General features: G+C 49.5%; 19 protein-coding genes. 5 read left to right on the top strand and 14 right to left on the bottom strand.

The window, feature by feature from the left end; genetic code table 11:
* Nucleotides 1-64: 64 nt before the first annotated feature.
* Nucleotides 65-2,239 (bottom strand): tetratricopeptide repeat protein, encoded by a 2,175-nt coding sequence (locus B153_RS0115455; RefSeq protein WP_020597635.1) that lies wholly within the window; start codon nt 2,237-2,239, stop codon nt 65-67.
* 109 nt (nt 2,240-2,348) lie between these two features.
* Here B153_RS0115455 and B153_RS0115450 point away from each other — a divergent pair, with 109 nt between their 5' ends.
* Nucleotides 2,349-3,233: a DNA/RNA non-specific endonuclease gene (locus tag B153_RS0115450; protein WP_020597634.1), complete on the top strand. Its 885-nt coding sequence runs from the start codon at nt 2,349-2,351 to the stop codon at nt 3,231-3,233.
* Nucleotides 3,234-3,344: 111 nt separating this feature from the next.
* On the opposite strand, the gene B153_RS0115445 is transcribed toward B153_RS0115450, so the two are convergent.
* Nucleotides 3,345-4,424 (bottom strand): fatty acid desaturase family protein, encoded by a 1,080-nt coding sequence (locus tag B153_RS0115445; protein ID WP_020597633.1) that lies wholly within the window; start codon nt 4,422-4,424, stop codon nt 3,345-3,347.
* 147 nt (nt 4,425-4,571) lie between these two features.
* Nucleotides 4,572-5,468, bottom strand: coding sequence for a phosphogluconate dehydrogenase (NAD(+)-dependent, decarboxylating) (gnd, locus tag B153_RS0115440; RefSeq protein ID WP_020597632.1), 897 nt, complete (start codon nt 5,466-5,468; stop codon nt 4,572-4,574).
* A 341-nt stretch (nt 5,469-5,809) separates the two neighbouring features.
* Here gnd and B153_RS0115435 point away from each other — a divergent pair, with 341 nt between their 5' ends.
* Nucleotides 5,810-7,183, top strand: a complete 1,374-nt coding sequence (locus tag B153_RS0115435; RefSeq protein ID WP_020597631.1) for a tetratricopeptide repeat protein — start codon at nt 5,810-5,812, stop codon at nt 7,181-7,183.
* A gap of 69 nt (nt 7,184-7,252) precedes the next feature.
* Here B153_RS0115435 and B153_RS0115430 read toward each other — a convergent pair whose 3' ends face one another.
* From B153_RS0115430 to B153_RS0115395, 8 genes are all read right to left on the bottom strand, one after another.
* The gene (locus tag B153_RS0115430) at nt 7,253-7,606 is read right to left on the bottom strand and encodes a VanZ family protein (protein WP_020597630.1); all 354 of its coding nucleotides are present in this window, start codon (nt 7,604-7,606) and stop codon (nt 7,253-7,255) included.
* Nucleotides 7,603-8,328, bottom strand: coding sequence for a gliding motility-associated ABC transporter permease subunit GldF (gene gldF, locus B153_RS0115425; RefSeq protein ID WP_026262188.1), 726 nt, complete (start codon nt 8,326-8,328; stop codon nt 7,603-7,605). The genes B153_RS0115430 and gldF overlap by 4 nt, the downstream gene beginning before the upstream one ends.
* Before the next feature lie 62 nt (nt 8,329-8,390).
* A complete protein-coding gene (locus B153_RS0115420; protein ID WP_020597628.1) occupies nt 8,391-8,909 on the bottom strand; it encodes a DUF4199 domain-containing protein in 519 nt (172 codons plus the stop codon).
* Between the two features lie 25 nt (nt 8,910-8,934).
* Nucleotides 8,935-9,486, bottom strand: coding sequence for a DUF4199 domain-containing protein (locus B153_RS0115415; protein WP_020597627.1), 552 nt, complete (start codon nt 9,484-9,486; stop codon nt 8,935-8,937).
* Nucleotides 9,483-10,811: a dihydroorotase gene (locus B153_RS0115410; protein WP_020597626.1), complete on the bottom strand. Its 1,329-nt coding sequence runs from the start codon at nt 10,809-10,811 to the stop codon at nt 9,483-9,485. The genes B153_RS0115415 and B153_RS0115410 overlap by 4 nt, the downstream gene beginning before the upstream one ends.
* Nucleotides 10,812-10,911: 100 nt before the next feature.
* Nucleotides 10,912-11,295, bottom strand: coding sequence for a glycine cleavage system protein GcvH (gene gcvH, locus B153_RS0115405; protein ID WP_020597625.1), 384 nt, complete (start codon nt 11,293-11,295; stop codon nt 10,912-10,914).
* 129 nt (nt 11,296-11,424) lie between these two features.
* The gene (locus B153_RS0115400; protein WP_020597624.1) at nt 11,425-12,480 is read right to left on the bottom strand and encodes an aldo/keto reductase; all 1,056 of its coding nucleotides are present in this window, start codon (nt 12,478-12,480) and stop codon (nt 11,425-11,427) included.
* A 99-nt stretch (nt 12,481-12,579) separates the two neighbouring features.
* A complete protein-coding gene (locus B153_RS0115395) occupies nt 12,580-13,389 on the bottom strand; it encodes an SDR family oxidoreductase (protein ID WP_020597623.1) in 810 nt (269 codons plus the stop codon).
* An 82-nt stretch (nt 13,390-13,471) separates the two neighbouring features.
* Between B153_RS0115395 and B153_RS0115390 the strand changes: the two genes are divergently transcribed.
* The gene (locus B153_RS0115390; protein WP_020597622.1) at nt 13,472-13,816 is read left to right on the top strand and encodes a MerR family transcriptional regulator; all 345 of its coding nucleotides are present in this window, start codon (nt 13,472-13,474) and stop codon (nt 13,814-13,816) included.
* Nucleotides 13,817-13,823: 7 nt separating this feature from the next.
* Here B153_RS0115390 and sov read toward each other — a convergent pair whose 3' ends face one another.
* Complete coding sequence (sov, locus tag B153_RS0115385) at nt 13,824-21,467, bottom strand: T9SS outer membrane translocon Sov/SprA (protein WP_020597621.1); 7,644 nt, start codon at nt 21,465-21,467, stop codon at nt 13,824-13,826.
* Between the two features lie 317 nt (nt 21,468-21,784).
* Between sov and B153_RS0115380 the strand changes: the two genes are divergently transcribed.
* Complete coding sequence (locus tag B153_RS0115380; protein ID WP_020597620.1) at nt 21,785-22,594, top strand: Rossmann-like and DUF2520 domain-containing protein; 810 nt, start codon at nt 21,785-21,787, stop codon at nt 22,592-22,594.
* On the top strand, nt 22,584-23,618 hold the full coding sequence (locus tag B153_RS0115375) for a WD40/YVTN/BNR-like repeat-containing protein (RefSeq protein WP_020597619.1): 1,035 nt from the start codon (nt 22,584-22,586) through the stop codon (nt 23,616-23,618). Before B153_RS0115380 ends, B153_RS0115375 begins: the two co-directional genes overlap by 11 nt.
* A gap of 71 nt (nt 23,619-23,689) precedes the next feature.
* On the opposite strand, the gene B153_RS0115370 is transcribed toward B153_RS0115375, so the two are convergent.
* Entirely contained in the window at nt 23,690-24,421 is a 732-nt protein-coding gene (locus tag B153_RS0115370; protein ID WP_020597618.1) for a DUF3891 family protein, read from the bottom strand.
* A 48-nt stretch (nt 24,422-24,469) separates the two neighbouring features.
* Complete coding sequence (locus B153_RS0115365; RefSeq protein WP_020597617.1) at nt 24,470-26,212, bottom strand: FAD/NAD(P)-binding protein; 1,743 nt, start codon at nt 26,210-26,212, stop codon at nt 24,470-24,472.
* Nucleotides 26,213-26,458: the final 246 nt, after the last annotated feature.

Below are 26,458 nucleotides of genomic sequence, written 5' to 3'. Positions count from 1 at the left end.
ACGCGGTAAGAAGCCCGCAATCTTTAGCCCGTTTGCGCGGCTTTCTTACCGCGTTATTATTAAGCTAGTACTTATTGATGATCGAATCGGGCAGCACCTTCACATCGATTCCGTAGGCTTTCAGCAGATTCGCCCGGTTGTTCTGTCCATCAACATAAGCCGGGTTTACGACCATCGAGCGATTGTAGTAGTACGATGCCAACTCGATTTTCTGCCGATTATTTTGCGCCTGCCCTTCACCCTGATAAATTACCCCCAAGTTGTTGTAAGCTGGTGCATAGGCGTTGGCCGCCCGAATGGTCTGCTTATAATAATACTTGGCCGAATCGACGTTGGGCGTAATTTTCTGGAAAACATACGCCATTGAGAAATACGCTTCACCAAAGTTCGGATAGATACGGGTCGACTCCTGTAAATGGTCAAGTGCCCAGCGACCGTGGACATTCGCATGCGCAATATTCGTATCGATCAGTGCTTGTGCCTTCTTGATCTGTTCAGGTGTTGGCTTCGGCTTGATGGCATTGGTAGCATTCGCAATTGAATCCGCTTTAGCCCGATCTTTCAGCCCTTTCTCAATCCATTCATTGGCTACGTGTCGTTGCACCTGGCAGCTATTGGGCGCATAAGGAAGGGCCGAGTTGAACAGGATGAAATTGTTCTCCCAATCCCGGTTACGTTCCACCGTTTTGAATGAATACAACCCAGCCACAACGGCCATTAGCCCCAGCAGCGGTGCATAACGAACCAAGGCAGGTTTGGCAGTCGACTCATCTGATGAATTGGCCTGAACACGAACGAGCAGTTTCTGCAAAGCCCAGATCAGGATGAAGGCAAAACCCATCACGGCAGCATAGGCAAACCGTTCTGCAAAGATACCACCCCGCATCCAGATAAAGCCCAGACCCGGAGCCATCGTAACAAAGAACCAGAAGATACCAAAACCCCATAGCGTACGCTTCATAAACCCTTTCCAGCCTAACCAAACTAAAGCCAGCAACGACAGGAAACCAGCCCAGGTCAGTAAATCCCCTTTACTACCCGATGGAATCACATTGTAGGAGTAATCGTAGACCAGTGGGTGCGGTAAAATCAACAACCGGATGTAATACATCAGGAATTTGAAAGTTGTCGATTTCTCGGTCTGTAAAATCTTATATGGATAGTTGGCCCAGTCGACTGGCGGTGTTCCGCTCAGCGTACCAATCATCTTCTGTTTCTGGAAGAAGAACAAAGCGGCTACAATCAGGAACGGCCATAAACTAATCAGCGACTGCCACACATTCCGGCGGGCAAACCAGTACTGCATAGCCGGAATCAGCGCCAGACTCACAATAGACGATTCTTTCGACAGGAAGGCAAAATACAGCGATACACACGCCAGCCCTACCCAGCTTGCCGACAGCGACCCCATGATCAGCACACCAACGATACCTCCAAAAGTACTTCCCGTCAGACTGCTGCCAATGACCCAGCCGCCAACAATAGCAAACAGACCAAATAAGCCACCAAATAACCAGTCGCCTACCGGGCCTTTGTACCAGAACGACGAAGCCGATTCAAGATGCTTCCAGTACGACAGTAACATCAGCGAGATAAACAGGAAGCTCAGGATTTCATCGCGCCCTTTGATATTCGCGACAATCTCGGTATGGATCGGGTGAGCAATAAATACCAAGCCAATCAGAAAAGCAATGATCGTTTGACCGGGCAGCCACTTCTGAAGCAACGCGCCAATCGACAATCCCGTCAGGGCGTACAACCCGGCATTGATCATGTGGCTGATGTTCGGATTATCCTTGAAATACTCCTGCTCCATCGCAAAGGTGATCAGCGATAAGGGTCGATAATAACCCAGCGAAATATTGCTAAAATGCCAGAATTCGGTACGAAGCAGATCAGGTATACCCGCAAGCCCTTTCTTTACGAATAAATTCTGACCAACGGCCGCTATATCGTCGAGTGCATACTGATGCCCAAAGGTATTAACGTATAAAACAAAGCCTAACAGAGCCAGAGCCGCTACCGGCCACCAGACAACCGGGCGTTTTTCGATGGGTAAATCGGACGATGGGGGGGCTGCAGCCGCTTTAGAGACCGTTGGTCGCGTTACCGGCCGTTGAACAGGCTCGCTGACACGGGTAGAACTTGGCCGGGTAGAATTGGTTGCGGAAGTTTGAGTAGGTTTGGGAGATGCCGAACGAGGGTTCTCGTAGGCAGAGGGTTGCTTCTTTTTAGCCATGATAGCAGTTACTCATCTATTGAGGACGTATTAATTCTCTTCTGAAAATCAGATATTGACTACGTAGAGAATCACTACATTTATGGATTGATTGTAAAGTTCCGTAAGAATGTTAGCAAAATCAATTCAGATACGTTATCAGTTAAAAACATTTGCGTTCGCCATCGGAGCAAGCCTGCTCATAAGTGGCTGTGTTAGTGTTCGGCCAACCTTGCCCGGCACCAGCACAACGATTACACTAAATCGGGCCGACAACCTGGCCCTGGGTAATCCAAGCAACGCATCCAGCAACAGCCCCGATAATTACCTGATGGCCAAGCCGCAGTATACTTTATCGTATAACCGAAGCCGGGGCATTGCCAACTGGGTTAGCTGGCGGTTAACCTCAACCTCGAAAGGCGACAGCAAACGCACCAACGATTTCCGACCCGACCCCACTCTACCGACAGGCTGGTATGCCGCCCGCCCTTCCGATTATACCAATACGGGCTTCGACCGTGGTCATCTCTGCCCTTCCGACGATCGCGATGCAACGCCCGAAGATAATGCCGCTACGTTTCTCCTAACCAACATCGTGCCACAAGCCCCGCGACATAACCGTGAGGTCTGGAAAAATTTAGAAGAGTATGAACGTCAACTGATGAGCAACGGCAATGACGTCTATATTATTGCGGGGGTAAGTGGCACGGGCGGCACGGGTCAGAATGGCTACGCTACGTCGATAGCCAATGGAAAACTGACGGTTCCGGCTACGCTCTGGAAAATCCTGATTGTTGTTCCGGCTGGAGCCGACAACACCTTTCAGATTACCGAAAACACACACATTATTGCGGTCAATATTCCCAACGAACAATCGGCGGCCGACAAACCCTGGCGTGCTTATAGCACCAGCGTCGACAAACTCGAAGTGTTGACAGGCTACGATTTCCTGTCCAATGTTCCTACCGCTATTCAACAGGTGATTGAATCCCGAATCGACGGCGGAAATTTTTAGCCTTACAAAACTAATAAAGCAAAAAGCCACAGAGGAACTGTCTGGACATGTCTCTGTGGCTTTTTGCTTTATGTCGTACACCAGAATCGGTTCACCCTACCGAGTGGTAGTTTAGGCAACAACAACTTGTGGTGTTTCCAGAACGATCGCAGCAGCAGTTATGCGCTTCGTACGTCGACGTAAGAGGGCAATGGCTTCTTCTTCATTGGCAAAAGCTCCATTTACATTCACCATATTTTTCACCAGCACATCGTACCGCCTACGCATGAGCAGGAAAAAAATCTGGAGGAAATCAAGTCCATCGAAGATAATAGCCTGATTCTGGGCATACTTATCGATCGTTTTCAGGAAAAATGTAGGATGTTCCGTCCAGTGCATGCCCGGACGAACGTGGTGACTGATATGATAGCCATCGTTCCAGCATTTTTTATTGTATTTCACATTGATGCAGGTAATACTGTTTTTATAGGCATTACCTGGCTCGTCGCTATCGACAAACGCATGCTGCGTCCAGTTGCCCATCATGGCAATAACCCGATATACTACCAGCGGAAACAGAAATACCAGTACAGTAGCTGCCCAATTGATGTAGAGTAAAACACAGGCAATAGTCGCAAATATGATTTCACCCGTCAGGGCACGGGTAGCCAGTTTCGGGCGATTTTTCCGGCGCAGATAAGCCAGTAGATTACGTACCCCTACCACAAAGAAACGCCCAAAATAAGCCAGAAAGCTACGGAAGCTATCCCGCTGGAAGGTCATGGTGCTGCTGTCATCATCTTCAAGATTATTCTCGGGATGGTGCATACCAATATGGTGGCTGTAATAGGTTTCGGGAGTATGACCAAAAAAAGGCGCAACAATCCACGGCAGGTAATTATTCATCCAGCCATACTCCGATTTGAAGAACTGGCGATGGCTGGTGCAGTGAAGCATGAGCCCAAAAGGACCTTTAAAAACAAAGTTGCTAACATAAAAATGTACGGCTGCGATCGTCCACCAAACCCAGCCCGTCACAAAAGGCATAAATAGTAATACACTTAACGGGATCAGAACAAACGTAATGCGAAGGGTCAGGTAAATAAAAGGCAAGTCACGCTCATCTTTGATAAACTGAAGAAAAAAACGGTCAAACTGACTATAGTTTTTTTCTGTAAACGTAGGGTCTTTAATTGCGCCTAGAAGCTTCATATTAGCTTTTACGGTGGTTAAGAGTAAAAAAAAAGTTCAGAACATTTCGATATCGTTATGGACGACAATCGAAACTGTCCGAACCTTCGTGTAATACTAACGAAAAAAAGCGAACGGAATTGAACTATTTTTTTGTTTATGCGAAATTTATTTTTTCTCAACGGCGTGTCCGCCAAACTCATTCCGCAACGCAGCCACCACTTTTCCGGTAAATGTATCTTCTTGCAAAGACCGATACCGCATCAATAAAGACAGGGCAATAACGGGTGTTGGGACTTCAAGATCGAGCGCCGTTTCGAGCGTCCATTTGCCTTCGCCCGACGAAAACATTTTTCCCTTTATCGAGTCCAGGTTAGGGTCTTTTCGAAAGGCATCCTCCGTCAGCTCCATGAGCCAGCTTCGAATAACCGAACCATGATTCCACATTTTGGCAATGGCCTGAAAATCGAGCGAAAACTGGCTTTTAGACAGCACTTCGAACCCTTCAGCTATGGACTGCATCATCCCATACTCGATCCCGTTATGAACCATCTTCGTAAAATGGCCGCTGCCAGCCGGGCCGGTATAGAGGTAACCATCTTCAACCGAAATGTCCTTAAAAACCGCGTGTAAAGGCTCAATCACATCAGGATCACCACCAACCATGGTACAGGCTCCATTCAGCGCTCCACTCATACCACCACTGGTGCCGCAATCCAGAAAACCAATTCCTTTCTGTTTCAGGTATTCATACCGCCGGATCGAGTCTTTATAGTGAGAATTTCCACCGTCGATAACTACATCGCCCGGATTCATAAAACCCAGCAGTTGCTCGATCACTTTATCGACTAAAGACCCGGCCGGAATCATCAGCCAGAGAACTCGTTTCTCAGGAAGCGCATTGTACATGTCCTGTAAGGAATTAGCGCCTTGAGCACCTTCCTGCTTAACGGCCTCAACCAGTGCCTCATTGATGTCATAACCCACTACGGTATGCCCATGTCGCACTAAGTTACTGACAAGGTTAAACCCCATCTTACCCAAACCAATGAATCCAATATGCATAATTATCTACGATTAGATGACCAAGTTGGTAAATTCCTAATTACCTCTCGCTGAATGGTCCATTAGAATTCCATTAACTATTAATCTCAAAACCACATTACTGATGCATTGTTATTTTACATCAATCTTAAAAAGTTACTTATAAAGTTCTTTAGCCTGTTTTATAATCTTTTTAATCAAATTCGTTCATACTATACCACAAAAAAGTACATTATTTTTATATAGTTTACATAAACAGTAATAAAATCAAAAAATAGACAACAGATTTCTATCCATTATTACTGAAAATAGTAATAAAATTTTACATTTGCCTGAATACTATTTCATAAACCTAATCCATCATGTATAAGAATAAATTATCCGTAACTGCCTTACTGTTATTCCTCTGTGCAGTCGGGCGATTGGCCGTCGCTCAGCAAACAGCGGCTGACTTTTTTAACGAAGGCGTTCAGAAAAGTAATGCCAAAGACTACCCTGGTGCTTTACAGGCTTTTTCAACCGCTATCATCCTGAACCCGGAAAATGCACCCAGCTATTATAACCGGGCGTTGGCCAAAATCAGTTTGAACGACATTCAGGGGGCCAATCTTGATCTCGATCAGGCCATTGACCTTAACCCCAGCGATGCCAATGCTTATTTATACCGAGGGCTGAACCGAACTCGTCAGGAAGACTTTCGGGGCGCCATGCAGGATTTTAACCGGGCTATTGAACTCAATCCGAACGATGCCATACTCTATTATCAGCGCGGGCTATGCCGTCTTCAGATCAACTATACCAACAGTGCCTTAGCCGACTTCACAAAAGCGGCTACCCTGGCCCCTACCGATGCCAATATTCTAACCGCCCGGGGAACCTGTAAAATGCAGTTGAACGATTACAAGGGGGCGTTGGCCGACTATGGGCTGGCGCTGGAAAAAATGCCCAACAAAACTCAGGCGCTGAGTGGCCGGGGGTATGCCCGTTTTAAACTGGAAGATTATAAAGGCTCGATGGCCGATTTCAACCGGGCTATTGAACTCAGTAAAGACGAAGCCGATTTATATTACCGGCGTGGCCTCGTCAGATCCCGTTTAGGTGAATTTGATAATGCAGTAGCCGATTTCGACAAAACAATCCAGCTAAGCCCCAATCATTACAAAGCTCTATTTAGTCGTGGATTTGCGAAGAGTCGTCTGAATACAACAAAACAGGCCATCACTGACCTCGACAAAGCCATCGAGATGGGGTCGACTTCTAATCAGAGCAAGGCTTATTACAGCGACTTTATCACAACCAGTACATTACCTCTGTTTGGCTCGGTCGTACAGGATCGATATAAAGTGGTTGAGCTGGCCGACGACCGTTCCGACGCTTTTTTGGTACGGGGTATGTTGAAAAATGCGGCTGGCGATGGCAAGCTAGCCTTACAGGATTTGAATCGGGCTGTAGAACTTAATCCGACCAATGCCGAAGCGTATTTTATCCGGGGTATCGTTCGCTCTTCGCTGGGCGACCAACGGGGTTCAATGATCGATTGCAACAGTACAATCAAATTGAATCCACGTCATGCAGAGGCTTATTATTTGCGGGGAATCATTCGCTATGATTCGGGCGACGAGGCCAATGCCTGTATCGATATGAGCCGGGCTGGCGAGCTTGGCTACACACAGGCCTACAAAATTATTAGTGCTAAATGCAACACCATTCAACGGGCAACGGCAGCTAAATTATAAGCGTTAACTCGTTTCAGGCGTCAGGTTTCAGGTTGATTCATCCAGTCAGCCTGAAACCTGAAGTCGTTTTCAAACGAATCTATACTTCTGTGGAATCAACCGCGCCAAGCCAATACCCACAACGGCCCCAATGCTGTCAGCCAGCAAATCGATCCAGTCAGCACTCCGATTTATGGGCAGAATATATTGAAGCACCTCAATCAAAGCGCCGAAAAGCACCCCGGCAATGAGTACCCGCACTAGTGGAAAACCCGCCAGCGCCCATAAGAGCGTAAAGGGGGCAAAAATAAGAACGTGCAATAATTTATCACTCCATGATAACAGCTCATCTGGTATGTCTTCATGCGGTGTAAGACAACCAATCAGCATAATAATTGACCAGAGTATGGCCAGCCACCGAGACAGCGTTGGCGAAATTTTCATAAAGTTGATTTCAATCGATTGGTTGTCAGAAGAAGAAAAAATACGATCAAACTGATCAAATAGATCACATTTCGGCTGTCAATGACGCCACGCCCCAGTGATCGATACTGCTCATCCAGCGCCAGTAATGATACATAATATGAAAGGCCACCCAGTACGGACAGCCCCGCCAGCGAGCTTAAACCCACATACAACAGAAAGCTCACAAAGACGCCCAGAACAAAAGCTACTACCTGATTATCATTGAACGACGACGCCCACAGACCGATACCCACAAACACCCCCGCCAGAAGGATCAACCCAATATACGATCCAAATACCCCTGCCGAATCGATATTCCCTACAGGTGCACCAAGTTTATAAAGACTAAAATAATAAATGAGCGTTGGCAACAGGACAATGATAACCAGCAGCCAGCTTGCCAGAAACTTGCCCCCTATAATTCCCCATCGGCTAACAGGCTTCGTCAACAGCCATTCTAACGTACCGAGTCGTACTTCATCAGCGATAGAGCGCATCGTGATAGCAGGTACCAAAAACAGCAGCAGGTAAGGTGTTAGATTAAAAAATATGCCCATGTCGGCATAGCCGTTTTCCAGCAAGCTTGTATCCGGGAATACCCAAAGTAGTAAGCCCATGGCCGTCAGAAACACGCCCATGATGATATACGCAATGGGCGACGAAAAAAATTGACTGATCTCTTTACGGAAAATGGCCAGCACTTTTCGATTAGTGAAGTAGGTGAACGTAAGTAGTGAGGTAGGCAACCCGCCTACCAACTATCTTATTCAAACGGATTGTTTCTGTTCCGACGTATAAACGCGGCAATAATCAGCGAAAAAAGCAGCCCCAGAAGTATGGAGCCAATAACGCCGAACGCAAATAAAATTCCGGGGCTCTGGAATTTTTCCATGATGCTAATGGCACTGTCGATCTGTTCGTCCGACATTCCCTGGTCTTCCATTTGCTCACGGGCTTTATCAGCCGCACGCGTCATGATCCCCGAATCGATAACGGTCATGTAGAATACCGAAAACAAACTGGAGATGAACCCCGAAATAGCGGCTGTCAGTGTACCTAAGCCGACCCCCTCTCCGTAAGTCATGAAGCCCCCATTGAGCGTTCTGAACTCCCGCATGGCCAGAATGATGGCAGCGATGGTCAATCCATAGGCCACAAAACCCAGCGCGCGATTGCCGATGCTATCGGTTACGAACAGAATTATGGAGTAAATAATGGAAACAACGGCCAAAATAAGGCCCCATTTCAGCGCAACGCGGGTTGTCGAGATCTTTTCTTCCATCGCACAAAAGGTTTGGGTGAGTCAATTATTGCATAACACTGTAATCCTGCTTGCGAAATATTAGCGAAATAATCAGTACGGGTATCACGGCCAGCGCTGTTTTTTTTGTTAGTTCATCAGGCAGCAATACGGATGGCTCCATCGTACTGGCTTTTCTCCACTGCTCAGCAAATGTCTCAGGCCCAAACTGATCGGTAATTTGTTTTTTACCTTCGAGCAGGAGTTTCTTCGAATTGGCGATATACTCTGCAAAAACACCAGGATCGACCTGAGTCACAAAGAAATAAATAAGCCATCCCGTTATCAGCGCAGCCACCGTGTTGATCACGTAGCCAATCGTCAGCCCTTCCCACAGATGTAGCCGTCCATGGCCAATGTATTTCCGATAATACCAGACGGCACCGACCATCACGATAATATGAATGCCGTAATCCAATACCCGTATATTGCCCAACGCCGGTATACCCAGCGCATACAGACCCAGAAAATACACAAAGCATAAAATACCCGTTGCCAAACCTGCCAATAACGGAATCTTCAATAACGGTTGCTTAAAATAATTAAGAATACTTTTCATGATGTACGAATCAACTGGCCCTGATGAACAGTGCCGATAACGCATCCTGTGAATGCCATGCCAAGAAACGGTGAGTTTTTCGATTTAGAGAACGTTCGTTCATACACCCACGCTCGGGTTGGGTCAAAAAGCGTCAAACTGGCTAACTCCCCTTCGGCTATAGAATGGGATGGCAAGCGCAGAATTTCACGCGGACGAACGGTAAGCTTTTCGATCAATTGGGCCAGTGGCAGGTTCCGATTGTGCGTTAGGAGAACCGGAAAAACCGTTTCCAGACCAATCATGCCAAACTCAGCCTGATCAAATTCAAGATTTTTGCTTTCAGCATCCTGGGGCGAATGGTCCGATACGATTGCATCAATGGTTCCATCGGCCAGGCCTGCCCACAGAGCCGAGACATCAGCCGCAGAACGGAACGGTGGATTTACTTTCAGATTGGTATCGAAACCAGCCAGCGCCGAGTCGTCAAAAACCAGTTGATGCACCGCCACATCACAACTCACAGGCGCACCGGCCGCCTTGGCCTGTCGGATCAATTCGACCGAACGCGCCGAGGAAATGGTCGAAAAGTGAATAGCAGAGGGCACTGGGCCTAGGGCAGCGTCAGTACTCATCCCCACACCCCTCTGCCCAATACCCTCTGCCCCAAGCACATAATCCAGCAGCCGCAAGTCGCGCTCAATTATCAACTCTTCGGCCAGGGCAGGTAACCCTTTTAATCCCAATAACGTACTTTGGATACCCTCGTGCATCTGACCGAATCGAGTCAGTAACTGCTCCTCCGGCCGATTCATCAGCAAGCCATTGATTGGCTGGAGGTATTGCAGGGTTTTCAGTAATAAATCCGGGTTCTGAAGCGGATGTGTACCGTCAGAAAAAGCTACAGCGCCCGCCTGATGCAGATCGAGCATTTCTGTAAAGTCTTCACCGGCAGCCTTTTTGGTAACGGCAGCAATAGGATGTACCGTCACGGGTTGCCCTTCGGCCATGCGCCGAACGTAGCCCAGCATTCCCTTGTCGTCCACCACCGGCTGTGTATTAGGCAATACGGCAATATCCGTAAAGCCACCGGCAGCAGCCGCCCGACAAACACTGGTCAGGTCTTCTTTATGTTCATAGCCGGGGTCCTGCGCCAGCACGCGCATGTCGATCCAGCCCGACGAAACATGAAGGTTTTCCGATTCAACAACCGGAGTCTCTGTATCAGCAGACAGATTTTCGCCAATTTGACGAATCAGTCCGTTGTCAACCAGAATATCAACTACCTGCCCGTCGAACGACGAAGCAGCATCGACTATACGGGCAGAACGGATGAGAAATTGCATAAAAAACTTCCGCTGCTTTTTGCAAAGAGGGACTGTAAATGTGAAGTAATTATCTAAAAAAAAGGCCCCTTCGGAGCCTTTTATACATGCAGTTCATCAATCAGGCACCTACCAGTTTCTGGTACGCATCAGCCGTCAGCAGGTCATCTTTCTGGGTACCATCGGTCGGTTTCAGACGAATAATCCAGCCTTCGCCATAGGGATCGGTATTGAGCAGTTCAGGCTTTTTCTCAACGGCCGAGTTCAATTCCAGAATTTCACCTTCGATCGGCAAAAACAGGTCCGAAACGGTTTTAACGGCTTCTACAGCGCCAAAAACATCACCTTTTGCCAGCGTTTGGCCAACAGTATTGATGTCAACGAAAATAATATCGCCCAGTTCATGCTGCGCGAAATCCGTAATACCAACTACGGCCGTACCGTCCTCTTCGATCCGAATCCACTCGTGATCCTCCGTATAACTCAGTTCTGCGGGAAAATTCATTGTAGGGGTGATTATCTATGACACCTACAAAATACGGTAGCCTGTACCGAATTTGCAAACCACGCTTTACTTACCCAATCAGAAAGTCTGCCCTTGGTGACAAGAATCATACGTGGCTTTTCAGTACGGTTACTTTACAACAATCGATGGCGGGGTAAAATTATACGCTCCCAGCCGATCGCTGCTTTGGCGCTGAATCATCCACTGTGGGTAGGGTTTTGGGTTCCCACTTACCTGGTCGAGCTGTTCGAGTTGCTCATTGGTTAAGCTTACTTCTACGGCTTTGATATTGTCCAGCAATTGATCGGTATTTTTAGCCCCGATGATTACACTCGTAACCGCCGGTTGAGCCAGCACCCAGGCCAGGGCAATACGAGCCACCGACACACCGTGAGCATCGCCAATGGTCTGCATCACATCAATCATATCATACGCCCGATCCTGATTGACGGGAGGAAAATTGAACTCCAGCCGTCGCGAGTCGCCTTCGGGCTTATTGTCACGGGTATATTTTCCGGATAAGAACCCACCGGCCAGTGGACTCCAGGGCAGAATAGCCATGTTCTGGTCCTGCACCATCGGTACAATCTCGTTTTCGATGTCACGCCCGGCAATGGAATAGTAGTTCTGGGTCGAGATGAACCTGGTCCAGCCATATTTCTCGGCAATGCCATTGGCTTTCATCACCTGCCAGGCCGCCAGATTAGAGCAGCCAATGTAGCGTACTTTCCCACTGCGCACGACATCTTCCAGTCCACGCATCGTTTCTTCGAGCGGAGTAATTGGATCGAACCCGTGAATTTGATACAGATCGACATGATCCATTTGCAGGCGTTTCAGACTTCCCTCAATCTGCTGCATGATCTGGAATCGGCCCAGGCCCACCTGGTTTTTCCCTTCGCCCATACGCCCGCGCACTTTGGTGGCAATGACGAGTTCATCGCGCGACAACCCCAGCGACTTGATGGCCTGCCCCAGCAGCCGTTCGGATTCCCCGAACGAATACACATTGGCCGTGTCAATAAAATTAATACCATTATCGACGGCCGTTTTCACGATGTCGTTAACGGCATTCTGCTGAAGTTCGCCCATGGCTTTCCAGTAGCCATTTCCACCAAAGGTCATCGTTCCCAGGCATAGTTCAGAGACGAGTACGCCGGTATTTCCAAGCTGGTTGTATTTCATGTGTGCGTTAATTGGGTTTAATCATTCAACCTCTAAACAACCGAATTGTTAGTCGGATCCATTGCGGTCGAACTATGTAGAATAATGGCTTCACTGTATCTATTGAAAAAATCGCTGGTCTATTCCTTGCCGGAATGCTTCGTCACCTACTTGCAGGCGCAGGGCGTAAGTAGCCTGGGCATCCTCACCTGCTACATAGCGCAACTGGCTTTTACCATCCGTAGCGGCTACATACACCACTTCGGCAATTTGTTCAGGTGTTGAATACGTATCTAACCGTTGAGGGTCCGAAAATACAGCATATACTTTTGCCACTGAGTCAGTATAGGCTTCATGCTGAGCCGATACCAGCGAACGACCGGCAAAATCGGTTTTTATACCCCCCGGAGAAACGGTTTTGACACCGATACCAACTGTCGACAGCTCATACGCCAAGCTTTCGCTCCAGCCCTCTAAAGCCCACTTTGTAGCATGATATACTGAGTTGAACGGAAAAGTCACCAGACCACCAATTGAGGTAGTGGTAATAAACAAGCCTGATCCTTTTTTCCGGAAATGAGGAATAAAGGCCTGCGTAACCCGAATTACACCAAGTAGATTGGTTTCAATTTCCCGAACGATTTGTTCGTCGGTTGTACCTTCCAGTGGACCAAACAGCCCATAGCCTGCATTATTGAAAACGACATCTATATCGCCCATACCAATTACCTGTTGGGCTACACTTTGTATCTGGTCCAGGTTTGTAACGTCTAAAGGAAGCAACTGAACTCTTTCCAGTTGAGCCAACTCTGTATCCTGTTCAGGTTTACGCATAGTGGCAATGACATTCCACCCTTTATTGGCAAACAAAATCGTTGCGGCCTTGCCTAAACCGCTCGAGGCACCAGTAATAAAAATTGTTTTTGACATGGGTTTGAATGGTTTCATATTCGCATTATCAACAAAGTGGAGTTAACTCCAGAATTCCCACTACGCTGAATTTTTTAGAAATATGTATATCCGTGAGCTAGCCGATCGAACAGGTTTTACCGTCGATACAATCCGTTTTTATGAAAAGCTACATCTTATGCAAAGCCTGAGAACTAGCCGCCGAGGGCGTCGGCAGTACGATGAATCCCATGTGACTGCGTTATTACAGATTAAGTTCATCAAGGCGATGGGCTTTACACTCAAAGATATTCAGGAAAAATTCATGGACTGGTGGGCAGGGCGCTTAACCAATGCCGAAAAACGAGCTATACTGGAAGCTCAGCTTCAGAAAATGGACGAAGCAGCCGCCGAAATTGAGCAGGTCAGGCGATACCTAATCCATAAAATTGGCCTGTTTCCGGACTAGCCAGAGTCTATTCAGCCAGATTGAACTTCAACTGCACACCACCCGAGGTAGTGGCTCGCTTGAAGGAGTTGGAAACAAGCGGATCGTTGAAGGTACGGTCGAAATAGAGGTTGAAATTCAACCGGCGACTGACGATGTAGCTGATTTGCGGACGTAACTGGAAATTCACATTACCAGCCGTCACGGTCTGTTCAGCATCCAGTTTCCGCTGAATGGTGCGTGTATCCCGGAAGGTAAGCGCGCAGGAGAAAGTCAGGTCGTTTTTCAGCTTTTTATAGGCTCCATTGATGCGGAATGGAATCCGGACGTTTTGCCGGGTAAAGCCCAGCGACGCGGTCAGATCTTTGTTGCTCAACTCAGCCACCTGTGCATTCGACAAACTTAGAGCCACATCCCGGCTCTGGTTGTACGCCAATTGGCCACTAATCCGGTTCTTGGTCTGCACCTGAACCCCAATCATTGGGGCAAATTTCTCCGACATGGTAATGGTACTCATGGCTACAATGGGCATAAACTGGCCCAATTGGTTCGTCAGTGTACCCACCCCAAAGTCCTGCACAGCCAGATTGACATACGCGGCTCCATAATCCAGATTGGAGATGTAATTACCAACACTATAGGTCGATGTATAGCTGTGGTTGATGGTAAACGCACTAAACGCTTTCCTGATAAACCCTAAGCCTGAAAGGCCATTGTAGGTAACCTGCCAGTTAGGCAGCGGAAAATTGTAGAAGGGCGAAAACTTCGCTTTCTCTTTCTGCTGCCCACTATAGGCGGCAAAAAACGACGGAATCAGTACGTCCTGCGCATTCAGGTCGTAGGTTCCGGCCCGACCACCTTCCCGGGCCTGTTGGTTAAGTTTGCCCGCAAAATACGTCCGATAACTTTCCAGGCTGTCGAACAGCACCGATGTATTATCGCTCCGAAGCCCCTTAAAAGCCGTACGGAACGACCAGAACGACATACTGAATTGCCCACTCCGTACTGGCGACTGCGTTTCGAACGGTCCCCCCTGCGAGCCCGGTCGGAAATACTCCTGATAGGCATCCGTCCGGTCGAGACGCCAGTTTATCTGCATTCGGAAATCTTTGAACGGTTCGAGGGTAGTGCTGGCCGTAAACTTCTTGGTTATGTTCTGCTGGAAAGGTGTATTCAATACCGTACTGGGCGTCAGCCAGCCCTTTTGAGCTGCTTTGTAGGCAATGTTCCGATCCTGCCCACCTAGTACAAAAGCCAGTCCTGGTGCATTTTCGGCACTTAATCCGAACAATTTGGGCGACGGCAGAAAGCCCGGCAAAATAGTCGACTCCTGCAAATTGTACGAGAAGTTGATTCCGCGAACGGTGAGCAAAGCTCGTGTAAAGTTTTTCAGCACTTTACTATCCCCCCGCTCAATTTCTTCTATATCGCCGGGGTTTCGGGCGAAGTTTTTCCGAACGGGGGCAGGCGTATTGGCAAAACGCAGATACCGTATTTTGTTGTAGAGTCGAATCAAATCGACCCGGCCTGTTACTCCTCGTTCACGGTTGTTACGGATAATATTGCCAAACGGAACCCCCAGCGAATCGGCAATACCGAACGAGTTTGCCTGAAACTGGTAGCCAACGCCATAAGTAGCATCAGCGGCAATCCAGTCGAGCAGCGGAATTTTGTCGAGCGGCAGTCGATACGTAGCCCGAATGTCCTGCACAAAATTCTTGATCCGTCCCAGATGTTTGATGCTGTTCCAGATCGAGTCGCGCTTAGCCTGCGTATTAATGTCGCCCGCCGGTTCGTCAATGATCGCGTTGGCCTGGGCATGGTAGGTAAGCACCAGGCTACGGGTCAGGTTCCAGGTCAGATCGTAGTAGCGATTGAACAGGAAGTATTTTTCAAACTGTGGCAAAATCCCATTAGTCGTCAGATCCGACGAGCGAAGTTGGGTTTTGATATAACTCCGGTCCATGTCGGTTCGGATCGAAACCAATGACGGCACCAGCGTTACGTTGAAATCTTTCAGCCAGCGCAGGTAAGGAGCCTCGAACGACTGAACATTTTTGAATGGTTCGAACGCCCGTGGCTGAGCGCTGTAGGTATACGAAATGCCGCCTTTATTCTGCCGTTGCAGGTACTCCTGGGTCAGAATGTTCGTACGCTTCATGTCGTTGAAAGCATAGGTAAAGGCAAAGTTTTCAATATCCCAGAAGTGCGATTTAGCATTCGGGTTCGTCTTTACCTTTCTGACATTCGAGAAATTATAGCCGCGTCGGGTCGTATTGTCCTGCACCAGTTGACGATAGCTGTTGCGCTCTGCCTCGCTCGATTTGGTCGAAAGTGACGTTTCCAGGGGCATATCGGGATCGAGCGGATCGAAATGTGGATCGACATTCCGATGGTCGTAATTGACATAGAATGGAATCTTCAACCCCCAGGTGGCTGGCAGAAACTTATCGATGGCCAGAGCCGACGATAAACCAAACTCCGTAGTTGTTTCGAGGGCCCGATCCCCAATTCGACTTTGCACACCCCCAAAGCCAAAAGTTGTGATTCGCCCGGAAGCCGTCAGCGTACCCAAATCGGCCAGTTTCATGCTCAAAGCGGCTACGGCTGCCGTTCCCGCATGTTGGTCGTAGCCATTAGCCCGCAGTTCATCCACCCAGACGGTAAATGTTTTCGGTCGTTCGCCATCCCCCAGAATTTTCGGATTTCGCACGCCAATCATGATCGACTGAACCGAACTTAAATCGGGGTTACCGACTACCGTTATCTGATATACACCGTTCGAGGAAGTTTGTGTATAGGGCAGCGAAGTCTGGCGGCCAAATTCGCGGTTTCGATTTGCTTTCAGATTAATCAGTTCTGCCAGCGCAATATCCAGTTGGTTAGCAGCTGGCCAGATGGCATCGGCATCGGTCACGCTTGGGAGCGTAGCCACCAGACGAGGAATTTCAATTTCGTAGTAGTTGTCGGTATAATCCGTTCCAAGCCGCACAAACGCCGATACCTGCCCGCTCTCGTTGTCGGGGTTGTGCATATGCACGAACATTTTGAGCCGCTCGCGGAACAACAGATTGAAATTCGTGTTTTTGAACGCTCCACGAGAATCACCATCGCGCAGATTTGTCACGCTCAGGCGCATCGACTGTTCGTTCAGTTCAACAACGTTAGGCTGGGTGTAATCGCGGTCGCGAACGTAGCCGGGGGGTACCGAATAAACGTATTTATCGCCCCCCTGCGATGTTACCTGCGTACTGCTGTTCTCTTCAATATTGACCGTCGATACGGTAAAGTTGGCATCGTAAGGTTCGGGAACTTCCTGCAAACCGTGCTGATTCAGGTCGCCCGTATACTTACGGTACTGGTTGGCCTCCATCTGCAATTCAGCAAAGCGAAGGACTACCGGATTGTCGAAATCCGTCAGATACATCCGCATAAACCGGATGGATTTAAAGCCATTAATACTCCCTACCTTCCGCAGGTATTCCCGTACCGGAATTCGGAACTGATACCAGTTTACGATACCACCAGGAGCCCCCTTTGTAGGCACGGATACCTTATCGACAATGTATTTGTTTTGGCCTACTTCAATTTTTCCGGGTTGCAGATCCAGCTCGTATTCGTAATAGGCTTCGTTATCGTTGATGGTATTATCGATGTTAAGATCCTCAATATCGGGCAGGGTCGATGAGGCCGGTGTCAGATATTGGTTAGCGCTGGTATTTTCGGGGGAGTTATTCTCCATACCCATATACCGCTTGTAGCGGGCAATGATGTACTTCTGCTGATCGGCCTCATCGCCCAGATAAAATTTAAAATCATCGCCCGACGGATCGCCCTCGATCTGTGCCAATGCAGTAGGATCGGTAACCTTGGTTCGGATCGTATTCAGATAGTTTCTGTAAAAATCTTTCTCGGCTACTACACCAGCCGGAATGGTCGGCTGGCTGCTGAGGCCGTCCAGTCCGATATCCTGCTGCTCACGAGAACCACTCTGGAAAGCATTCGTCACAAACTGACGCGTTGGCGCCCGGCCCCAGGCCGTGGTTTCTGTACCCGGATTTCGGGAGCTAATGGCCGAATCGAGCGGGAAGCCATTCTCAAATTCGTAGCGACTGTCCTTGATAACATCTTCCGAAATATCGCCCAGGTTAAAGACCAGTTTTCCACCCCGTATACGGCCTGTGTTATCAAAAAACTGGCTCGCTTCTGGCCCGCCCCGAATTTTACCGGATTCACCGGGCACAAACGGGTCCATAAGCCAGAACGTGATGTTCTCGATGTTGGCATTATCGAAGTCGATGTCCGACGCAATAGCTCGGGTCACCGAACCAAAATTTCCTCTTGGATTAGGAAGGTGTCCGTTCTGATCGAGATTGGGGTTGTAGTTGTACATACCCCGTTCATTGGGGAAATACGCTACGTCCAGAATATTTTCAGGCAACTGAACAGGACGCGCCGACCGACCCGGAAACAACTCCTGCGGCAGGAATGGACGCTCATATACATGTGAATTGGCATCGTCCACATCAATATTGGAAGATACACCCAGCACACCCGTTGAACCGAAAATACTGGGATCAACCGTATAGACCGAGATCAGCGCCCGATTATAAGCATACGGCAATGGATCGGCAAAGGAACCTTGCGGAAACTGCTGTGGTGTAGCGCCTAACCGCCAGCGTGTCGGCTGACGAGTCAGGTCATAAATGGTACGAGCCGCTTCAAAATCGTCCAGATAGCTTTCGTTTCGCGCTCTTGGGTTCGTTCCCGGAAACAGTTGCGCGACCTCGCCCGTAAACTGCACCGTCGATAACTCCTTAGTCTGTACACCGGGCAAAGCGTCGAGCAGACGAGTCAGTCCGGGCGCATCTTTCCGAATGTTGGCATTCAGCCCGACAATCGTATTGTTGACGGGTTCATTACCAAGTGCCACCCGGGTGAGGAACCCGGCAGGCGTTTCTTTCATGTGCATGGCCGTTAAGCCAATGCTGATGTCGCGGCTGATGGCATAGTCCAGCCGGGTTCCGATCAGGGTCCGAATCTGGTTCTGGAACAAATCGGGCTGCTCGTAGCTGATTCGAATTTCACGCCCGGAATTGGTTACACTTTCGTTGATGATCCGTAATCGACCCGACTGGCCATCCAGCACATAATCCTGCCCCGGCGTCAGGGGAACGCCACCGGCCGTTACTTGAACCGACTGCTCATTGACCCCATAAGGCAGTTGAACATCAGCGCCATTGCCCGATTGGAACGACCCTTTCAGGAAAAATTTATTTCGTTCGGCAAGCTGAGCGGCATCAGCTTTTGTGGTCGTATAGAGCTGCCTGAACACATATTTTGCCTTTAGCGCATCTTCGTCCGCATCGAACTGCTTCTCCAGATACGACCCAAACGGCTCCAATACCGGGAAAATGATTTTTCCATACCGACTGTCGATCGTATAATTTTCAACGTAGTCGAAATTACCGTCGGGCTGAGCATCCAACTGCTGATTCAGTCGGTCCATACCAAAAAGCTGGACCAGGGGTCGGTTCTGTGTCCGACGGCCTTCCTGAAGGTTTGGGTTGTCGATACCCGTCAGGTCATCTTTATAAATAATCCGCAACTGGAAACCCTGACGCGTGATTTGGGATGTGCTGAGCGGATAGATGTTTTTCATCATCAGGTTCCACATCGGCAACTGAAGATTATTGCGCAGCGTCGATGACTTCAACAGCTTCAGCACCAGCACTTCATCGGCTCGTCGCGATTGATAATCTTCGGTCAATTCCCCCACTTTATACCGACGGCCCTGGTAGGTGTATTCGTAGGCAACAGCCAGAATCTCGTCGTTCCGAAGTGGCGTCACCAAAGAGATATAGCCAAGATCGGGTTGCAACCTGAACTCTTTATCGGTCAGCCGCTTAGCACCCCGAAGCAGGTCGTAGTCCGTTCCTTTGGCAAGCTGGAACGAGTTGACCAACTGATCGTTTGTCTGATCGATTTGCCGGAAAGGCTGGTTTGGCTGAGCGGTCAGCTTGGTAAACAAACCATTGGACGAGTTATCGGTTGGGGTTCGATTGTTTCGGGAGAACGGGGCCAGATTTCCATTGGTCTGATTGTAGGGGTTACCCTCGCCCAAATCCTGGAAGCCAACAATATTGCGAAGGGTTTCGGTGGTGTTGGTCCGGTTGGTCACATAGACTTCTACCCGCGTTACGTTCACCCCCGATGTAACCTGCGGCAGTGTTTTTAACGAAGCTTCGTAGTTGGCCCGGAAAAATTGCGACAGGAAGAAGTGCTGGTTCTCATCGTAATTATCAGCCCGGATTTCGAAGGGTCGGTTTGAGGTTCCTCCGCGCAGCACGATTTCATTCTTTCGCGAACGTTGCTGCGAAGCCACGAGTGTGGCGTTCAGTTTACCGAAACGCAGTTGCGTTTTGATCCCGAACAGATTCTGAACCCCCGGAATAAGCTGACTGTTGACGGCCCAACTGATGTTACCGACTTCCAGCCCCTGAATAATGCTCTCGTTCTGAGGGGTAAAATTGGGCATTCCGGGCATTGACCCATTCACACCGGGAATATTGGGAGCATTCGGCAAATTGGGCGCATTGGGTAAGCCCGGTAAACTCGGCATGCCCTGCCCTGTACCGAAGGCGGGGAGCCCTCCTCCTGGTCGGTAATTAAGTTTCAGCGCATTCTCGAAATTGAAGCTGGCCTTTGTGTCGAAGTTGGCCAATACGCCGAGCTTTTCACCAATTTTTCCGTTGAAGTTGATGCTGATCTGTTCGTTGAACAGGAAGTTCCCGGTCCGACGCTGACGAACCGGGTAGGCTGGATTATCATTGAACTGATAAAGATACCCAAAGTCGAGCGTAACAAAACCGTTTGGTTTGAAATCGACCTGACTACCGCCAAACAGCCGATCAATGACAGGCGGAAGCTCAAGTTTGGGAATCAGGCCCCGTCCGCTAATGGCGCTCTGCCCATCCCGTTTCGCGCCGTATTCGCGCCAGAGATTCTGTTCAAGCGTCTGATTCTGAATCTGATTATAGGTCGAGTAAGGGATCGTTTCGGCCGGTCGGTAGGGTAAGCCAAACTGCGACGGTGGTAATGATAATCCAGGGATCGGTTGCCCAGGGGCGGTTGTTGTGGAGGTAGCCGGGGTAATCGGTTCATTGCGCCCTGGTGTATTATTGGCCGGAGGAGCGCCCGATAACGATACCCCCGAACGTACGCGCTCCGTTACGCCAATCCCTCCGTTAGGGCCAAGCCGGAAATCGGTCGAAACACCTTTGGGGTCTCGTAAAATAAACGGAGATCGGGAGGGCCGCTCGGAGAAACGCGTTGCCCGGCGATCGGGCCAGTTTACGGTTGGCCGACGGTTGGCGCTCCGTGCCGCCCGGATGCTATCGTTTCGGTCCTGAATAGCCTGCTTAACCGAATCGGCCCGGGCAATGGCTTTCCGACGGGCTTCGGCCCGTGCCGAATCGTTGGCGGCCTGCTGCCGTCGGGCAGCCGCTCCTCGCCGGGCTGGTGCGGGTTGGTTCTGCCCGACTGTTACCCCTAATCCAAGCAATATCCAGCATCCCAGCGTCAGCCACCCATTTGCGCCAAATGAGAAACGACCAACGACGGAAAAAGCTTGATGGATAACAGGAATGTGAACAAAGTAAGGGTTCACCATTGAGGGTACTTTCGGGTTCAGAATTAGTAGCGTATGGAATGTCTTTCTATCAAACGGCCAAAAACGGCCCATTCGTCTAACAGATTAATAGATTTTTTAATAGGCTATACTTTGATTCGCTAAAGATAAGCCCCAAAATTAAGCATTAAGGTGATGTCATACGAATAGTTTGCTGTGATTGTCGATTAATTAATCCAGAACAGTAAAACGCCTTACAATTACCGGGCCATATTCTGTCTACATGATTGATCGGTTAGCAGTCGTAAGAGAAACGACCAATAGAAGCTCTGATTCAGGCAAAATGCCTATACTTGGGTATGGAAATTTCGTTTATCGGTGCAGGTAACCTGGCCTGGCACCTTGCCCCAGCGCTCGAAAACGCGGGGCATCACATCAATGAAGTCTATAGTCGACAGCTTCAGCATGCCCGACAGTTGGTAAGTAATCTATACGATGCCCGCACACACTCCGACCTGAATTTTGCCGACAGTCCATCACGGCTGTTTGTTCTGGCGGTTTCGGATCAGGCGATCGAAACGGTTTGCTCACAACTGGTTCTTCCCGAAAATGCCATTCTGGTTCATACCTCCGGCGGTCAGTCGCTTAAGAATCTGGAACACTGGATGGCCATTTACAGCGACGTGCCCATTCGGACGGGTGTTTTTTACGCCCTTCAAACATTTACCAGGGGGCGGTCGTTCATGGCTTTTGAGGGGATTCCTTTATGCATCGAAGCCTCTGACCCGTCAACCGAAGAAGCACTGGTGCAGCTTGGGCAGGACATTAGCGATATTGTCTACATCGTCTCGTCCGAAGAACGGCTTACCCTGCATATTTCGGCTGTATTTGCCTGTAATTTCACCAATCATCTCATGGCGCTGGCTCATGATTTAACGGTACAGCAAGGATTAGAATTCGATCTGCTCAAGCCGCTCATTTCCGAAACGTTTCGGAAAGGTCTGGCCGTTGGGAATCCAGCCGATGTTCAGACCGGCCCCGCTCGTCGGTCCGATCTGGTTACCCTCGACAAACATTTGACGTACCTGCAATCGCAACCCCGGCTTTCCGAAATGTATCAGGTGCTCACCGAAAGTATTCAACAGTATTATGCAACCCATGACTTATAAACACCTCATCATACACCTGTTTCTTGCCACATTCCTGACCCCTCTATGCAGCATCGCTCAATGGCAGCCCCAGTCGGTCGGTACCGATGCCAGTTTCCGGGCGGTTAGTGCGGCTAGTGCTGACGCTGTCTGGATTGGCGGCACCAAAGGAACTTTTGTCCGAACGGCCGATGGAGGCAGAACCTGGCAAACGGGTACGGTTCCGGACGCTCCAACGTGCGATTTCCGGGATGTACACGCTGTGGATGCGCAAACGGCTTACCTCATGAGCGCCGGACCCGCCGAAAAGGATCAGGCACGCATCTACAAAACGACCGATGCCGGGCAAACCTGGACGTTGCTTTATAAAACGGAACAAAAAGGGATTTTCTTCGATGGTATCGACTTCTGGGATAGTCAGCACGGCATTGTATTCAGCGACCCCATCGACGGACGCTGGGCAATCCTGACAACCGACGATGGCGGAAAGACCTGGCAACCTGTTCCGCCATCGGCATTACCACTCATGCAACCGAACGAAGCGGCCTTTGCGGCCAGTGGCACCAGTCTGGTGGTTGAGGGGAAACGAAACGTATGGATTGCGTCGGGGGGAGGCTTGGCCGGTCGTGTTTTCCACTCCCGCGACCGAGGTAAAACCTGGACCGTCAGCAATACCCCTTTGCCGGGTGGCGAAGCGACTGGCCTCTTTGGCATGCGGTTTTTCAGCGACAAAGTGGGTGTAGTGGTTGGAGGTAACTATAAACAGGAAAACCAGCCTGGTTCAAACGTAGCCATCTCTCGCGATGGTGGACAAACCTGGCAGACGGTTGCGCAAACCGATCCGGCAGGTCTGAAAGAAGCCGTTGCTTTACTCCCCGGAGATCGGTTGCTGACCATTGGCCCATCCGGCACCAGCCTGTCGGCTGATCAGGGGCAAACCTGGCAAAAGCTCGATACGGAAGGCTTTCATGCCATGGCCTGTGTGAAAGGCACCTGCTATGCCGTTGGAGCGAAAGGAAAGGTAAGCAAACAGGTGTTTAAATAAACCTGGGTACATCGAAACCGGATGTTGACAGCCGACCACCAAATCCATTACCGCATTGCGGCCTATCTCGCCTATTTGCCCTTTTTCAAAGTCCATTCATGGCGGAGGATATCCGCCTGTTGAATCGCTTCATACAGAACTTTATCGTCTTCAAAAGCCAACTGTTTAAGTTGAAAAGCTTCAACGCCTACAACAAACGAGTCCTCTTTAAAGGGCCAGGGTTCAACACACAGGCAGTTATCTTCCTGTTTCGAAACAAAATACGATTTGCCATCGGGCCCCTTACTAATTTCTAACCGGCGCCCCTCAGGTGGTAGCAAATCCTGACACAGGAGTAAAGAAAACGCATCACACCACTGCAGAAACGCATAAGCATACTGGGCCTGTGCAGCAGTAGCCTTCATCTTTCTCAACCAATCCCGTTGGTTTTTGCGCTGTTGTTCCAGGAATTCATCCATTTCAGGGCGTTCGTTTCGCAAAGGCTCATACAAAAATGAAGCGTGCATAGACACCATCAGTGCATTCCAGCGGCTCTTCTCCAGGGCTATTTCTACCATTCGGCGTGCCTGCGCTATTGAGTACATCTGGATATTGAAATCCAGCGGAGCCCCCGCCTGTGTCAGATGGTTACGTCCCTCCCAGGCATCCTGTCCGTCATCGTGTTCCGTGAGCGCCACCAGCGTTTCTGCCCAGTTGATGGGTCGCTTTTCGGTGGCCCATTGCAGCGCCAGTTGAAGCGCTAACAGTCCATGTGCCTGCTGATGAATGATTTCCCATCCGAAGTCTTTCGTACTAACAATCATACCTAATTTTCTTTTCTGTTCTCTGGGTTCAACCGACTGTTCAGCGTCTTATGCATTCGTTTGTGCGTGGTCAATCTGCAACAGGTGTTTGCCAATACGAGCAGAAGCAGCTTCAGCAAAATCCAGTCCTGAGTAATCCGGATTATACCCTCCGATGTGTGGCACTGCCATGATATAGAGCCGGGGGTTGGATTGCCCCTGCGGACCAACAACCTGAAAATCATCATTGATGGCCAGGCCCGGTACGGTCAGATAAAACGCCCCATCGGCGAGCTGCTCCACATCCTGATTGCCTTGCCGCAGGGCAGTCAGCCCCGCTTCATCCGACTGATAGCGCAGTCGCGCCCGGCTAATCGTCTGGTCTCTTATCAAGGTCTTAAATGGAAAATCTTCAAACGCTAGGTGTGGCTGGCCTATACAATCGACAAAGGTTTGATAATGTACCGACTGGGGCTGATCGGTATCTTCCGGGTTGTAATACGTTGCACCACCTTCCGGGTGAGGGGTAACTGTACTGTCTTCCCCAGCCGTTTTGAGGGTCAATACTCCAGCCTGATGGAGGGCTAATAGTTCCCGAGCCGACTGCTGTGGTACAAAAGCAATAACGATCGAGATTAACGGCATGAGCACTTTTTTCAAACGTTGGCTGTCTTCTGCCGAAAAATATTTGGCGGGGTAATTCAGGGCGTAGCTCAGCACCGCCAGCGTTTCTTTCCAGTGGATAGACTCATGCTTCCGGATGGATTGTTCGGCCTGCTGATATTCGTTTGCAAAGAGAACAAATGGATCCTGCTGCTCGCGCATACCCATGATCGCGTCGACGAAAGCCTCCAGGTTCATTTCTCGGATACGGTTATAGAAAACCGGGTCTTTCTTTCTCAAAGTTTCTTTGAAGACTTTATCAAAGACAAAATCAAGAGATAGAAATCCCTGGTTCTGTTGCCGATTGGCCGCAATCATATCTGGACTTAACTGGTCGTCCTGGGAGATCAGGGGCTCATCCAGATGAAACCGAATGGCAGGTAATAGCCCCTGCCGGGAATGCATCACCATCTGAAAATCGGGGACTGCCTCCGACCGATAATACCTAAGCTGTCCCGTTGCATCGTTTTCGAAGTGTCCGTTGTACCGGGCCAGTGTACGGATGGCGTCGATAGCTGTCAGAGAAGCCCCCCGGATGGCAACGGGATGATTCAGTGTCAGCGCGAGCTTAGTCGGTGGATAGGGCGAATCAAAATAACCGGGCACCTTGCCTTCGTGGCTAGTGGGCCAGTAATGGCCCGTACATACGATCACAACATCAACGTTGCGCTGGTGCTGGTCAGCGGTTTCTACCCATATGGTCTGACTGGTCGGTTCATCGCGGAGGTCCGTCACGGCGCAGTTGAAGTGGACTTGTGTTTCCAGCCCCCGAACCAGCGCTCGTTGTTGCAGTAAATCAAACTGAGCCGCCAGGTATTGCCCAAACAAAAGCCGGGGTACCACATGATAGGGGCTAACCTGGTGGGGATCAATCTGAAACTGTTCAAGCCGTTCCAATGGCTGCGTTTTTAGCCATTCAGGCAATGAGGTTATCAGTGTGGGAATTTCATTACCGGATACGTTGGTTACGTGTTCGACCCGGGCTCCGGCTGCACTATAAGGCATACCGGCACCCAGTTGACTGGAGCGCTCAAAGATCTCAATGCATAAGTCATTACGACCGGATTCAATCAAGCGTTTATACATAAACAATGCACTCGGCCCCCCACCCAGGATGGCAACGCGCAGTCGACGTGTTGGCGATGGCATAGCTAACTAATCCGTTACAGGTGGCAGATACTTGATACATTGGGGAAGGCTCCTTAAAGACGAGCAACCAACGGGCCGTGCTGATTCAGCGGCCGAAAAAAAGAAAAGGATTCTCATATGACTTACTAGTTACCAACCAAAGTCTATGATGAGCCAAATTGTTTATCCGTAAAGTCAGTCTTTTCCATGACCCTGTCATTATACGCAGAAAGAGTCGTAACAGGCATTGGCCACCTGCTCTTGCTC

This window comes from Spirosoma panaciterrae DSM 21099 (genome assembly GCF_000374025.1).
Taxonomy (GTDB): domain Bacteria; phylum Bacteroidota; class Bacteroidia; order Cytophagales; family Spirosomataceae; genus Spirosoma; species Spirosoma panaciterrae.
The sequence above is the reverse complement of the archived record's forward strand: the minus strand, read 5'-3'. Positions and strand labels throughout refer to the sequence as shown.